Raw genomic sequence first — 13,196 nt, forward strand, 5'->3', positions numbered from 1 at the left:
CGCTACTCCTCCTCGTCGAGGCCCTTCTCGATGGCGTAGCGGACGAGCTCGACGCGGTTGTGGAGCTGGAGCTTGCCGAGGGTGTTCTGCACGTGGTTCTGCACCGTCCGGTGGGACAGGACGAGGCGCTGCGCGATCTGCTTGTACGTCAGCCCCTTCGCGACGAGGCGCAGCACCTCGGTCTCGCGTTCGGTGAGCCTGGGGGCGCCGTCGTCCTCGCGGGCCGGGGCGGCGGCGAGGCGGCGGTACTCGCCGAGGACGAGCCCGGCGAGCCCGGGGGTGAAGACGGCGTCGCCCTCGCCGGTCCGCCGGACGGCGTCCAGGAACTCGTCGCGGGCGGCGGACTTGAGCAGGTAGCCGGTCGCCCCGGCCTTGACCGCCTCGAGGACGTCCTGCTGCTCGCCGCTCGCCGACAGCACCAGCACGCGCACGGGCGGGTCGGCGGCGGCCAGGCGGCGGGTCACCTCGACCCCGCTGAGATCGGGCAGCTGGAGGTCGACCACGGCGACCTGCGGGCGCGCGGCGGCGGCGATGCGCACGGCGGCGCGGCCCTCCCCCGCGGTCGCGACCACGTCGTGGCCGGCCTCGGCCAGGTCGCGGGCGACGGCCTCGCGCCACATCGGATGGTCGTCCACGACCATGACCCGGAGGGGAACCTCGCTCACGGTCACACCCTAGCCCGCGGCACGGTCATCTCGATCTCGGTCCCGTCGCCCTCCGCGGAGAAGATCGTGACGGTTCCGCCGAGGTCGGCGATGCGGCCGCGGATGGACTGGGCGACGCCGAGCCGCCCCTCCGCGGCGGCGCGGTCGAGCCGTCCGGAGGGCATGCCCGGCCCGTCGTCGCGGACGCTGACGGTGACCTCGCCCGCGCCGTCCTCCAGCAGGACCCACGCGCGGGCGCCGTCGCCGCAGTGCCGCCGGACGTTGTCGAGCGCCGCCGCCACCGCGGCCTCGACCTCCCTGGCGGCGTGCGGGGGCAGCCGCACCTCCGTGGCGGGCGTCGAGACCGTCACCGAGGTGGACGCGTGCCCGGTCAGCAGCGGGCGCAGGTCGGTCCCGGCGCCCGTGCCGGGAGGCTCGGGCGGCGGCGCCGAACCCGCGCCGATGAGGGAGCGCAGCGCCGCCTCCTGCTCGCCCGCCAGGCGGCCGAGCTCGGCCGCCTCGCCGCCGAGCTCGCCGCCGCGCCGCTGCACCATCGCGAGGACCTGCAGCACCGAGTCGTGGATGCGGCGCGCGAGCCGTTCCCGCTCCCGGGTCGCCGCCTCCAGCTCGACGGCCCGCGCGAGGCGCGCCTCCGCCTCCCGCGCCAGCCGGACGACGTGCCCGACGACGAGTCCGGCGAGGAACAGCAGCACGATTCCGTTGATCGTCGTCCCGCCGATGCCGCCGGCCGTCCCGGCGACCGCGTGCACCGCCAGGTTCGCGGCGGCGAGGACGGCCGCGGCGGCGAGGCCGGCCCGCCGCCCGCCCGCGACCGCCCACGACAGCACCGCGGCCGCCACCCACGACACGGGCAGCGTCGGGCGCCCGGCGGTGATGTGCCGGGTCGTCTCCACCCACGCCGTCGCCAGGACGCAGGCCGCCGCGACGGCGAGGTCGGCGGCCAGCAGCGTCCGCGCGCGGCGTCCCAGGCCGTCCGGGGGGAACGAGGCGGGGCCGAAGGCGAACGACGCGTACCCCGTCCACGCGGCCATGGCGGCGAGGACGGCCCATCCGCCGAGCGGGTGGGCGTAGCCGCCGGAGTTCATGGCGATCAGGATCGCGGCGTAGCAGAGCGCGAGGCCGCGGTAGACCGCGACGGCCCGCCACAGGGCGGTCTCCAGGCCCGTCCCGCGCGGCTCAGCCGCGGTCACTCAGCCCTCCGTCGTCGTCCTCGACGGGACGCACCTCCTTGCCGGCCAGCTCCGCCTTCACCTCGGCGGAGTACCGGTCGACGTACTCCTGCCCGGACAGCCTCTGGATCGCCGTCATGATCTCGTCGGTGATCTCGCGGAGCACCTCGTGGTCGTCCTCGCGCCCGTAGTAGCGGGAGAAGTCCATCGGCTCGCCGAACCGCACGCCCGGCCGGATCCCGAGCCGCGGGTACGGCCTGCCGGGCGGCATCAGCTCGAACGTGTTGATCATCGCCATCGGGATCACCGGCACCCGCGACTTCAGCGCCAGCCGCGCGACCCCCGTCTTGCCGCGGTACAGCCGGTTGTCGGGCGCCCGGGTGCCCTCGGGGTAGATGCCGAGCAGCTTGCCCTCGCCGAGGATGCGCAGCCCCGTCTGCAGCGCCGCCTCGGCCGCCGAGCCGCCGGTCCGGTCGACCGGCACCACCCCGACGCCGGTGAAGAACCCCTTGCTGATCAGCCCCTTGATCCCGCGGCCGGTGAAGTACTCCTCCTTGCCGATGAAGAAGATCGGGCGCATCAGCGGCAGCGGGCCGAAGAAGTGGTCGGCGAACGACAGGTGGTTGCTCACCATCAGCGCCGGCCCGCGCTTCGGGACGTTGCGCACCCCCCGGTTCCGCGGCCACCACAGCAGGTACATGACCGGGGAGAGGACGATCCTCAGCAGGATCCAGAACCAGAGCATCGTTCGCGGGTACCTTTCCTCGGACCGGACGGACGCCTCCGGGCGGGCCTGCCCGGTCCTGGCCGACGGGGGGATGATGGGACATCTTCCCACTCTCCGTCCCATCGATCTACCGGCCGGTACCTCTCAGCGGAACCCGGCCGCGCTCCGGCGGCGGACCGGGAATGAACGTAGGCTCTGAGCGGTAAATCTCAATAGGGTGCGCCGGAGGGCTTGTCCCGGGCGGCGCAGCGAATACCGTGGGACACACGTTTCGGGGTGTCCGGGAGCGCCTGCCCGTCGGGGCGCGACCGGGCACCACATGTCAATGGGGGGAGCGGAGGCCGCCATGCCGGTGCTGTCGGTCACGCCGGAGTCGTCGAAGGAGCCGGCCCCGTGAATCGCCGTGGCAATGGACTGTCAGCGGACACCTACGCCCCACTGGTCGACCTCGCGCCGCATCTCGCGGACGCGATGCTGGCGGCCCTCGGCGAGGCCGGGGTCGCGGCCTACGCGGCGTCGCAGTCCGGCCTGCCCGACGTCGCCGAGACGGTCGTGGAGCCCGTCGCCGGCGACGTCCTCGACCGGCTGTACGTGGACGTCGAGATGAAGCCGGCCGCCGAGGGCATCCTGCGCGTCCACCTCGCCCGGCTGCGCGAGGCCTCCGCCCGCGGCGCCGACGGCGAGCGCGAGGGCGCCGGCGACGCCGACCGGCTGGACGCCGACCGCCTGGACGCCGGGCGCCCGGGCGCCGCGGAGCGCACCGGCCTCGCCGACGCGGGCGCCGCCGAGCCGGGCGGCGCCGCCGAGCGCGACGAGGACGCCATCTGGGCCGAGATCGTCGCCGGGTTCGACACCGTGCCCGAGGGCGACGAGGTCCCGTGGCCCGACGAGGAGAACATCCGCGAGCCCGCCGACCCCCCGGGCGAGGGCGAGGACCGCACCGGGCGGCTGCCCAGGGCCCGCGTGATCCGGCCGGCCGAGGCGCCGGAGTTCCCCGCCGACGACGATGACGACGAGGGCCACTACGTCCCGCCCCCTCCCCCGCCGCTGCCGAGCGCCGACCCGCTCACCAAGGGCGCCTGGATCGCACTGATCGGCGGCCCCGTCTACCTGCTGGTCACCGTCATCCTCGACTGGGAGGTCCCCGGCTGGGCCGCCTTCCTCGCCGTCGCCGCGTTCATCGGCGGCTTCGTCACCCTCGTCCTGCGCATGGGCGACGAGCCGCGCGACCCCGACGACGGAGCCGTCGTCTAGGGGCCGTCGTCCAGGGGCGGCATCGCCTGGGGCACCGCCAGTTCGGCCAGGACGGGCCGGTGGTCGGTGGCCAGGGGGTGGTCGCCGGCGTCGTCCGGCGGGACCCCGCACGCGGCGACCCGCACGGCCGGGTCGGCGAAGACCCCGTCGATGCGGCGTCTCGGGGCGCGCGCGGTGAAGGTCGCTTCCCCGCCCGCCGGGGCGGCCGCGTAGCCGTCCTGGAAGTGCTCGGCGAGCAGCGACCAGGACCGGCCGCCCGGCTCCTCGTTGACGTCGCCCGCGAGGACCACCGGGGCGCCGTGGCGGCGGCGGGCGCGGTCCAGGTGGGCGAGGATCTCGTGGACGTGCCGCAGGCGCGGCCCGTCCGCCAGGTCCAGATGGGTGCTCGCGGCGATCAGGCGGGCGCCGCCGGTCTCCAGGACGGCGATCGCGAGGGCGCGGCGGTGCAGGCCCGGGTCCGGAGTGAGCAGGTGGAACTCGCGGGCCACGCGGCGCACGTGCGGCGCGGCCAGGACGGCGAGCCCGCAGGCCCGCCGCCCCGCCGCGATCCGCAGGCCGCAGGCGAGCGCGAGGCGGCGGCGCCGCAGCCGCCAGCCCCAGAAGCGCGGGACCTCCTGCACGCACACCACGTCGGGGGCGTTCGCCCGGACGACTCGGGCCACGGCGGCGGGGTCGTCGCGCAGCGACCGGACGTTGTAGGAGAGCAGCCGGACGGCGGGCACGCCTAGACGATCACGTCCTGGAACGGGCGGACGCGGGCCAGGTCGGCGGCGCCGACGATGCCCGCCGCGGAGCCCAGCTCGGCGATCCGGATGTCGGGCAGCGGGCGGTGGCCGCGGCCGGTCAGGGCGTCCTCGAACGCGGCGCGGGTCGGGTCGAGCAGCAGGTCGCCGGCGTCCGACAGGCCGCCGCCGATGATGAAGGCGCCCGGGTCGAGGATCGCGCTGAGGTCGGCCAGGCCCTGGCCGGCCCAGTGCGCGATCGTCCGGAAGCACTCCAGCGCCGCCTTGTCGCCCTCCCGGGCGGCCTGCGACACCTCGGGGCCGCTGATGCCCTCGGGCCGCCCGCCGCCGAGCTCCAGGAGGCGGCCCGCCATCGCGGGCGCCACCCGGGCCAGGTCGCGCGCCTCGTGCACGAGGGCGTTGCCGCTGGCGTACTGCTCCCAGCAGCCGCGGTTGCCGCAGCCGCAGCGTCGCCCGTCCGGGACGACCCGGAAGTGCCCCATCTCCGCGCCGATGCCGAAGCGGCCCCGGTAGAGCTCGCCGTTGATGATGATGCCGCCGCCGATGCCGGTGCCGAGGGTCACCAGGACGAGGAAGTTCTCGCCGCGCCCGGCGCCGAACCGGGCCTCGCCCCACGCGGTGGCGTTGCCGTCGTTCTCCACGACGACCGGCAGCCCGACGAGGCTCTCCACCTTCTCCTTGATCGGCTCGTCGCGCCAGGCGAGGTTCGGCGCGAACAGCACGGTGGAGCGGGTCTCGTCGACGAAGCCCGCGGTGCCGAGCCCGACCGCCGCGACCTCCTCGTACTTGCCCTTGAGCAGGTCGACGACCTCGGCGATGGTCTCGGCGGTCTCCTTGGGGTTCGTCGAAGGAGTCGGCCGGCGGACCTTCTCCAGGATCGTCCCCCGGTCGTCGACGACCCCCGCGGCCACTTTCGTGCCGCCCACATCCACGCCGATGGTCAGGGCCATGTAACCCTTCCTCCTCCTCGCGTCGCCCCTGGCTGGAGCCACTCCCGCTCTACCCGATGTCGATGGGGCCGCCGCCGGTGGCGGCCGACCACGGATCGCCCGGATCGGGACGTTCCGACCGATCGGACGTACCCGCCCTCGCGCCCTCCGACCCCTCCGGCGGCCGTGTCCGGCCGGAGCCCGCACCGGCGGAGCCCGCACGGTCGGAGCCCGCACGGTCGGAGCCCGCACGGTCGGAGCCCGCACCGCCGGAGGCGCCGGTCCGCTCGAACGCCGCCACGACGTCCAGCGCGGCGGCGAACAGCGACCGCCCGGCCTCGCGCAGGTGCCGTCCCACGTCGCCGCCGGACTCCCGCTTGATCGCGATGGCCCGGCAGACCGGGCAGTCGCGGCACTCCGGGGCGCCGGTGGCGATGCGCGGCCCGTGCCCGCCCGCGGCCGGCCCTCCGGCCGCGCCCTCGGCCGACTCCTCGGCGATGGCACGGTCCCACACGTCCCCGGCCGGCTCCTCCCGGCCCGCGGGCTCGCCCCGGCCGCCGCCGCCCACCCGCTTCATCAGCGCGTCGAAGAGCTTGGCCGCCTCGTCCAGGACGTCGCCCGGTTGGTCGCTCATGACTCCATCTTCCATCCGTCGTCGGCGTGAACGGTATCGCCTCCGCGCCTGTTGTCGCCTCCGGGGCGTGATCGGACCGCCACCCGCGGGGGCCTCAGCCCTCCACGTGGCGCTTGAGGCCCTTGAGGGCCGAGTCGATGATCCGCTTCTCGCCCTTGCGCTTCACCATGCCGATCATGGGGATGCGCACGTCCACGGCGAGCTCGTAGGTCACCTCGGTGACGCCGTCCCGCTCCGCCAGGCCGTAGGTGCCGTGCAGGCCGGTGACGACCGTGCCCGGCTCGACCAGCTCCCACGAGACCCGGTCGTCGCCCTCCCAGGTGTAGGCGAGCCCGACGGTGTCGCTGAACGGGCCGCCGTCGAACGTGAGCCGGGCGCGCGAGGCCCGCCCGTCCTCGCCCCTCTCCTGCACGGTGAACTCGCGGATCCCGCTCGCCCACCCCGGGTACGCCTCGAGATCGGCGATCACCGCCATGATCTCGGACTTCCCGGCCTTGACCGTGATGGAGGAACTCGTGCGGTCCGCCATCTGCGTCTCCCTCCGGCTCGCCCCGGGCCCCTGCGGGCCCGCTGTCCCTAGGAGAGTATGGGTCACACGTTCAGGACGTAGGGCACACCGCGCGCGCGGAAGTGCCCGACGTTCACGCATTCGGTGCGGCCGATGCGGATCCGGCTCGCGAGCGGCTGGTGGACGTGCCCGAACAGCACGTACTTCGGCTGCGTGCGGCGGATCACGTCCAGGACCGCCTCGCTGCCGCGCTCGAACCTGCGCGCCACGGTGTCGTACAGCAGCTCGGGGACGGCGGGCGGGATGTGGCAGCACAGCACGTCCACCTCGCCGACGGCCTCGACCTTGGCGGCGAACGCCTCGTCGTCCAGCTCGTAGGGGGTGCGGTACTCGGTGCGCAGGCCTCCCCCGACGAACCCGAACCGCAGCCCGCCGATCTCGGTGGTCTCGCCGTCCAGGACGCGGTGGCCGTCGCGCAGGTGCGCGTCCCACAGCCGGGGGACGTCGACGTTGCCGTAGGTCAGGTACGCCGGGGCGGGCATGGCCGCGAACAGCTCGGCGTACTGCCGGTTCACGGCGCGCTCGATGTGCGGCCGGGCGTCCCCGTCCAGCGACGCCCACAGGCCCCTGGAGAACTCCCGGGCCTCGGCGAAGCGCTTCTCGGTGCGCAGCGCGATGAAGCGGTCGGCGTTCTCCTGGCCGAAGAGGTCGGCGAAGATCCCCTGCCCGTGGTCGTGGTAGTCGATGAACAGGATCAGGTCGCCCAGGCAGATGAGGGCGTCCGCGCCGTCCGCCGCGCCCGCCAGCGCGTCCGCACGGCCGTGGACGTCGCTCACCACATGGATCCGCATGAAACCGAATGTAATGCCGCCCACGGCTCCGGTGAACGGGCGGGTCAAGGGGAAGGCGGGGGCGCGGAGAGGGCGGGTCAGCCTGCGGCCGCCGCCACGAGGGTGCGCCACTCCCGGACCAGGGCGGGGTCGACGGGGGCCTCCCAGTCGCCGTCCGGCCGCACGGCCGTGCCCACGTGGAACGCGGTGATGCCCGCGGCGGACAGGACGGCGACGTGCTTGCGGCGCAGCCCGCCCCCAGCCATGATCATCTTCGCCGCGGCGGGGTCCTCGGCGGCGCGCCGGACGAGGACGTCGACGCCCGCGTCCACGCCGCGGGCGGAGCCCGCCGTCAGCACCGTGTCGAGCCGGCCGCCGAACGCGCGGACCGCGCCCCACGCCTGAGCGGGGTCGGCGGCGTGGTCGACCGCCCGGTGGAAGGTCCAGGGCAGCGGGTCGGTGTCGGCGGCGAGCTTGCCGGTGGCGCCCGCGTCGACGTGGCCCGAGGAGTCGAGGAAGCCGAGCACGAACCCGTCGGCGCCCGCGTCGGCCAGGCCGGCGGCGGCGCGCCGCAGCCGGTCCAGCTCGGCGCCGGTGGTGCGGAAGCCCGCGTTGGCGCGCAGCATCACCCGCATCGGCAGCGAGGTGGCCTCCCGGATGGCCGCGACCAGGTCGGGGTCGGGGGTGAGCCCGTCCGCGGCCATGTCGGCGACGACCTCGAGGCGGTCGGCGCCGCCCTCCTGCGCCGCGCGCGCGTCCGCCGCGGTCAGCGCGATCACTTCCAGCAGCGACATGGCGACCCCCGGGAACCCGCTTGCGTTGTGCGACCGGCTCAAGCGTAGGCGAACCGGCGGCGCGCCTCGGGGCCGGTGGACGGTCTTTGCCGTGCCGTTAACCGCCGGGGTTCGCGGCGTTATTCCTACTCGTGGGTATCATGCGGCATCGAGGGAGTCCGCACATCGCCGCCGCAACGGCCGGTCCGCGCGGGCCCCCGCCGACCTCGAAGATCGACTACAGGAGTGGGCCGTGCGCGAGTTCAGCGTCCCCGCGATGGTGGAGGTACCTGACTCCGCCACTCTGACCGACGCGCCCTTCACCAGGGCCGCCGACGAGCCCGGCCGGATCGTGCTGCGCCGCAAGAGCGGCGACGCGTGGAGCGCCGTCACCGCCGCGGAGTTCGCGGCCGAGACGGCGGGGGTCGCCAAGGGCCTGGTCGCCGCCGGCGTCGAGCCCGGCGACCGGGTGTGCCTGCTGTCGCGGACCCGCTACGAGTGGACCGTCCTGGACTACGCGATCTGGGCGGCGGGCGCGATCTCCGTCCCGATCTACGAGACGTCCTCCGCCGAGCAGATCGAGTGGATCGTCGGCGACTCAGGGGCGAAGGCCGTGTTCGCCGAGACCGACGCGCACCTCGCGGCCGTCGCGGAGGTCCGGGACCGGCTCCCGGAGCTGGCGCACGTGTGGGGCATCGACGCGGGCGGGGTCGAGGAGGTCACCCGGCTCGGCGCCGACGTCGGCGACGACGTGGTCGAGGAGCGCCGCCGGTCCCGCACCGCCGCCGACATCGCCACGCTCGTCTACACCTCCGGCACCACCGGGCGCCCCAAGGGCTGCGAGATCACGCACGGGAACCTGGTGTCGACCGCCCGCAACGCCGTGCAGGGGGCGATCGCCGAGATCGCCGTCGAGGGCAGCTCCACGCTGCTGTTCCTGCCGCTCGCGCACGTGTTCGCCCGGCTGATCGAGGTCGCCACCATCGAGGGCGGCATCGTGCTCGGCCACAGCGACGTCCCGAACCTGCTGCCGGACCTCGCCTCGTACCGGCCGACGTTCCTGCTGGCCGTCCCGCGCGTGTTCGAGAAGGTCTACAACGGCGCCGAGCAGAAGGCCGCGGCCGACGGCAAGGGCAAGATCTTCAAGGCGGCGGCCGAGACCGCGGTCGCCTACAGCCGGGCGCTGGACGACGGCCGCCCCGGCCTCGGGCTGAAGGCCAGGCACAGGGTCTTCGACGCGCTCGTGTACCGCAAGCTGCGCGCCGCGGTCGGCGGCAGGGTGGAGTACGCGGTGTCGGGCGGCGCCGCGCTCGGCGAGCGCCTCGGGCACTTCTTCCGCGGCGTCGGCATCACGATCCTGGAGGGCTACGGCCTCACCGAGACGACGGCGCCCGCCGCCGTCAACCGGCCCTCCGCCCTCAAGATCGGTACGGTGGGCCGGCCCATCCCCGGCGTCGACGTGCGCATCGCCGAGGACGGCGAGATCCTCGTCCGCGGCATCAACATCATGCGCGGCTACTGGAACAACGAGGCCGCCACCAAGGAGGCCCTGGACGACGGCTGGTTCCACACCGGCGACCTCGGCTCCCTCGACGACGAGGGCTTCCTGAAGATCACCGGCCGGAAGAAGGAGATCCTGGTCACCGCGGCGGGCAAGAACGTGGCGCCCGCCCCGCTGGAGGACCGGCTCCGCGCGCACCCGCTGATCAGCCAGTGCCTCGTCGTCGGGGACGGCCGCAAGTTCATCAGCGCGCTCGTCACCCTCGACGAGGAGGCGCTCGGCCCGTGGAAGGCCCAGCACGGCAAGCCCGAGGCGATGACGGTGGACGAGCTGCGGCGCGACCCCGACCTCATCGCCGAGGTCGAGGCCGCGGTCGCCGACGCCAACAAGTCGGTCAGCCGCGCTGAGGCGATCAAGAAGCACGTCATCCTCGGCGTCGACTTCACCGAGGAGGCCGGCCACATGACGCCGAGCCTCAAGGTGAAGCGCAACGTGGTGATGAAGGACTTCGCCGACGAGATCGACGCCCTCTACACCGGCTGATCCGGGGCGCCGCCCGCGCTCAGGCGCCCGGCCCGCCGGGGGCCGGGCGCAGGGCGGCCACGGCGTCCTCGATCGGGGTGGAGCCGTTGAGCAGGTCGAGCGTGTGGCGGCGGACGTCGCCCGCGTCGAGCAGGGCGGCGATGACCCCCGCGACGTCGTCGCGGGTGACCGCGCCGTGCCCGATCGGCGGCTCGGCCAGCGCCACGAGCCCGGTGGGCGGGTCGTCGGTGAGGCGGCCCGGCCGCAGGATCAGCCAGTCCAGGGCGTCGCGGCGCCTCAGGTCGTCCTCGGCCTCGCCCTTGGCCCTGATGTAGGCCTCCCAGACCTCGCCGCGCCCGGGCGCGGGCGGCTCGCCGGCGCCCATCGCCGAGATCTGCACGAAGCCGCGCACCCCCGCGCGCTCGGCCGCGTCCGCCGTCAGCACCGAGGCGGCCCGGTCGACGCTGTCCTTGCGCGCCACGCCGCTGCCGGGCCCCGCCCCGGCGGCGAAGACGACCGCGTCCGCCCCGGCCAGGTGGCCGGCGACCTCGTCGGCGGTCGCCGACTCCAGGTCGCACACGACCGGTTCGGCTCCGGCGTCCCGGATGTCCCCGGCGTGGCCGGGGTTGCGGATGATGCTCAGCACGGTGTCCCCCCGTGCGGCCAGCAGCCGGGACAGCCGCAGCGCGATCTGCCCGTGCCCGCCCGCGATCACGATGTTCATGCCGCGATCGTAGGACGCGAGGGTCCCGGGCGCGCGGACGCGCGCCCGGGACCCTCGGAACCGGTCTCCGCTCAGCGGCGGCGCTTGATCCGCGTCCCGGCCCTGCCGTTGATCGCGTTCACCGCCTTCGCCATCAGCTGGTCGTCCATCACGTTGATGAGGTCGCCGTGGTCGGTCACCGGGTCGTGGCCCGACTCGGGGAAGCTGTCCAGCGCGAACGCCAGCGGCTTGGCCGGCAGCTTGTAGGCCAGCGTCATCCGCAGCTGCGGCACGGCCTTCGTCCCCTGCGGGCACTGCCCCGTCCGCTGGTCCGGGAACTGGATGTGGTCCCGGTGGTTGGCGCTGTCGGTGTTCTGGCCGTCCCAGCAGCTCGGGAAGTTCAGCACGCGCAGCACCTTGCTGCCCTGCGGGCACAGCGGGTACTTGTCGGTGAAGGCCCGGTTCTCGAAGCCGGTGCACGTCCAGCTGGCGTGCGCGTTCTTCAGGCCGTTCGTCACCGCCTTGGCGTCACCGGTGGCGACCCGGATGAACCGCGGCATCGCGGTCACCTTGCTGCGCGGGTTGCCGAGGAACTGGAGCTTCACGCTCGACGGGGTGACGATGCTGCCGACGTTGCCGTCCGCCGTGCTCTGCTGCGCCCGGTCGGAGTTGTCCTGACCGTTGCGGAGCCGGATCACCGGCCAGAAGTAGGCCGACTTGTCGCCGTTGGTGCAGGTCGTCCCGGCGGCGGCGAAGGTCTCGTCGGTGGAGAACGCGTTCGTGTCCAGGTTGCCGACGTAGTCGTGGATGTGGTGTGCGCCGTTCACGACGCCGGGGGCCGCGAGCACGTTGTCGGGGTTGCTGTGGGCCTGCCCCGCGTTCACCCCGCAGCTGGACGCGAACACGCCGGTCGAGGCCTGGCGGCTGCGGCGCGGCTGCCGCACGCGCGGCGCCTTGCGGATGTCGACGAACTGGTCCGCGCGCAGCTCCGGATTCGCCGGGGCCTGCCCGCCGTTCTGACCGTTCTGCCCGCCGTTCTGCCCGCCGTTCTGGCCGCCGTTCTGCCCGCCGTTCTGGCCGCCGTTCTGGCCGTTGTCCTGCCCGCCGCCGGGCTGCTGGCCGCCCTGCGGATCGGCCGGCGGGGTCGTCTGGCCGCCGTCGATCGGGCCGCCATCGCCCATCTGACCGCCGTCACCCATCTGACCGCCATCGCCCATCTGGCCGCCGTCACCCATCTGGCCGCCGTCACCCATCTGGCCGCCGTCACCCATCTGGCCGCCGTCACCCATCTGACCGCCGGGCTGCTGGCCGCCGCCGGGCTGCTGGCCGCCCTGCGGATCGGCGGGCGGGGTCGTCTGGCCGCCGCCCTGGAGCTTCGGAATGCCGGAGCCGCCCGCGGGCCGGGCCGGATAGGCGGCCGGGTTCGCCGCCCTGGTGGTCGCGGGGGTGTACGGCTGCGCCGCCGCGCCGGGGGTCTCCTGGCAGGCCGTCGCGACCAGGGCGAGCGCCGGGATCACCGCGGCGAAGGCTTTCTTCTTTCGTCCCATGGAAAAAGTGCTCCCTTTGCGGGGTCTACGTCAGTGCAGGGCGCGCCTGGGGACCAGGCCCGTGCTCTCCAGCAGCGACATGTGCGTGTTGACGAATTTCAGGCACCGTTCGGCGAAGGCGCGGATCTCGGTGTTCTCGGTCTGCGCGCGCACCTTGGCGATGACGGTGAAGACCTGCCCGTGCGCGGCACGCAACCGCAGCACGAACGTCTTGTCATAGTCGGCGCCGTATTTACCCGACATCTCCCTCAGCCAGCTCTTCTGGCTCCCGTTGGGCTCGTTGGGAAGGAGCACGCCGAGTTTCTGGGCCTCGGCGCGGGTGTCGGCGTCCAACTGCATGTGCTGGCGCATGATGATCTCGCCGACCTGCTTCACCCGGGGGCTGGACGCGCGCTGCGCGGCCTGCTGGCCCGCGGGCATCTCCCACAGGCCGGCCTGCCGGACCTTGACCAGAAGCTGCCGGTCCAGGGTGCTGAGCCGGCCCCAGCGGGTGTTCACGGTGCCACCGAGGTTCGCCGCGCCGCTCGCGGGCACGCCGACCGGGTTCATGACGACCGCGAAGGCCGCGACAACGGCGGCGACGGCCGCCAGAACCAGGAGCAGGCGTCCCTTGCCGAGGCGCGGGAGCGTGCGCTTTCCGGCGATTCCGTAGGATTTCCTCAAGGGCTCTCGTCCCTCCTTTCAAGGATCT

At 74.3% G+C, this 13,196-nt stretch carries 14 protein-coding genes; 2 read left to right on the top strand and 12 right to left on the bottom strand.

Annotation, left to right across the window (positions count from 1 at the left end; all coding sequences use genetic code 11):
* Positions 1-2 precede the first annotated feature (2 nt).
* Genes AB0C21_RS16140 through AB0C21_RS16150 form a run of 3 tightly spaced genes read right to left on the bottom strand, consistent with a single transcriptional unit; the run spans position 3 to position 2,579 of the window.
* The gene (locus AB0C21_RS16140; RefSeq protein WP_149258019.1) at positions 3-641 is read right to left on the bottom strand and encodes a response regulator; all 639 of its coding nucleotides are present in this window, start codon (positions 639-641) and stop codon (positions 3-5) included.
* Between the two features lie 26 nt (positions 642-667).
* Positions 668-1,855 carry a MacS family sensor histidine kinase gene (gene macS / locus AB0C21_RS16145; protein WP_500204911.1) on the bottom strand — a complete coding sequence of 396 codons (1,188 nt, stop codon included), beginning with the start codon at positions 1,853-1,855 and terminating at the stop codon, positions 668-670.
* On the bottom strand, positions 1,842-2,579 hold the full coding sequence (locus AB0C21_RS16150; protein ID WP_500204912.1) for a lysophospholipid acyltransferase family protein: 738 nt from the start codon (positions 2,577-2,579) through the stop codon (positions 1,842-1,844). The genes macS and AB0C21_RS16150 overlap by 14 nt, the downstream gene beginning before the upstream one ends.
* 375 nt (positions 2,580-2,954) lie before the next feature.
* Between AB0C21_RS16150 and AB0C21_RS16155 the strand changes: the two genes are divergently transcribed.
* The gene (locus tag AB0C21_RS16155) at positions 2,955-3,815 is read left to right on the top strand and encodes a hypothetical protein (RefSeq protein ID WP_500204913.1); all 861 of its coding nucleotides are present in this window, start codon (positions 2,955-2,957) and stop codon (positions 3,813-3,815) included.
* On the opposite strand, the gene AB0C21_RS16160 is transcribed toward AB0C21_RS16155, so the two are convergent.
* From AB0C21_RS16160 to AB0C21_RS16185, 6 genes are all read right to left on the bottom strand, one after another.
* Positions 3,812-4,537 (bottom strand): endonuclease/exonuclease/phosphatase family protein, encoded by a 726-nt coding sequence (locus AB0C21_RS16160; protein WP_500204914.1) that lies wholly within the window; start codon positions 4,535-4,537, stop codon positions 3,812-3,814. The two genes, AB0C21_RS16155 and AB0C21_RS16160, sit on opposite strands and share 4 nt — an antisense overlap.
* Positions 4,538-4,539: 2 nt before the next feature.
* Positions 4,540-5,508 (bottom strand): ROK family glucokinase, encoded by a 969-nt coding sequence (locus AB0C21_RS16165; protein WP_500204915.1) that lies wholly within the window; start codon positions 5,506-5,508, stop codon positions 4,540-4,542.
* A 49-nt stretch (positions 5,509-5,557) separates the two neighbouring features.
* Positions 5,558-6,121 carry a hypothetical protein gene (locus AB0C21_RS16170; RefSeq protein WP_500204916.1) on the bottom strand — a complete coding sequence of 188 codons (564 nt, stop codon included), beginning with the start codon at positions 6,119-6,121 and terminating at the stop codon, positions 5,558-5,560.
* A gap of 94 nt (positions 6,122-6,215) precedes the next feature.
* Positions 6,216-6,650, bottom strand: coding sequence for an SRPBCC family protein (locus AB0C21_RS16175; RefSeq protein WP_149257414.1), 435 nt, complete (start codon positions 6,648-6,650; stop codon positions 6,216-6,218).
* 62 nt (positions 6,651-6,712) lie between these two features.
* A complete protein-coding gene (locus AB0C21_RS16180; protein ID WP_500204917.1) occupies positions 6,713-7,480 on the bottom strand; it encodes a metallophosphoesterase family protein in 768 nt (255 codons plus the stop codon).
* Positions 7,481-7,557: 77 nt separating this feature from the next.
* The gene (locus tag AB0C21_RS16185) at positions 7,558-8,253 is read right to left on the bottom strand and encodes a copper homeostasis protein CutC (RefSeq protein ID WP_149257416.1); all 696 of its coding nucleotides are present in this window, start codon (positions 8,251-8,253) and stop codon (positions 7,558-7,560) included.
* Positions 8,254-8,485: 232 nt separating this feature from the next.
* Here AB0C21_RS16185 and AB0C21_RS16190 point away from each other — a divergent pair, with 232 nt between their 5' ends.
* Entirely contained in the window at positions 8,486-10,276 is a 1,791-nt protein-coding gene (locus AB0C21_RS16190; RefSeq protein WP_500204918.1) for an AMP-dependent synthetase/ligase, read from the top strand.
* Positions 10,277-10,295: 19 nt separating this feature from the next.
* Here the strand turns inward: AB0C21_RS16190 and AB0C21_RS16195 are convergent, their stop codons facing one another.
* The 3 genes from AB0C21_RS16195 to AB0C21_RS16205 form a co-directional block, all read right to left on the bottom strand.
* Entirely contained in the window at positions 10,296-10,979 is a 684-nt protein-coding gene (locus AB0C21_RS16195) for an SDR family oxidoreductase (protein ID WP_500204919.1), read from the bottom strand.
* A 71-nt stretch (positions 10,980-11,050) separates the two neighbouring features.
* Positions 11,051-12,505: a DUF1996 domain-containing protein gene (locus tag AB0C21_RS16200; RefSeq protein ID WP_500204920.1), complete on the bottom strand. Its 1,455-nt coding sequence runs from the start codon at positions 12,503-12,505 to the stop codon at positions 11,051-11,053.
* Between the two features lie 30 nt (positions 12,506-12,535).
* Positions 12,536-13,168 (bottom strand): DUF4142 domain-containing protein, encoded by a 633-nt coding sequence (locus tag AB0C21_RS16205; protein WP_500204921.1) that lies wholly within the window; start codon positions 13,166-13,168, stop codon positions 12,536-12,538.
* Between the last annotated feature and the right edge of the window lie 28 nt (positions 13,169-13,196).

This window comes from Spirillospora sp. NPDC049024 (assembly GCF_040649235.1).
GTDB lineage: Bacteria > Actinomycetota > Actinomycetes > Streptosporangiales > Streptosporangiaceae > Spirillospora.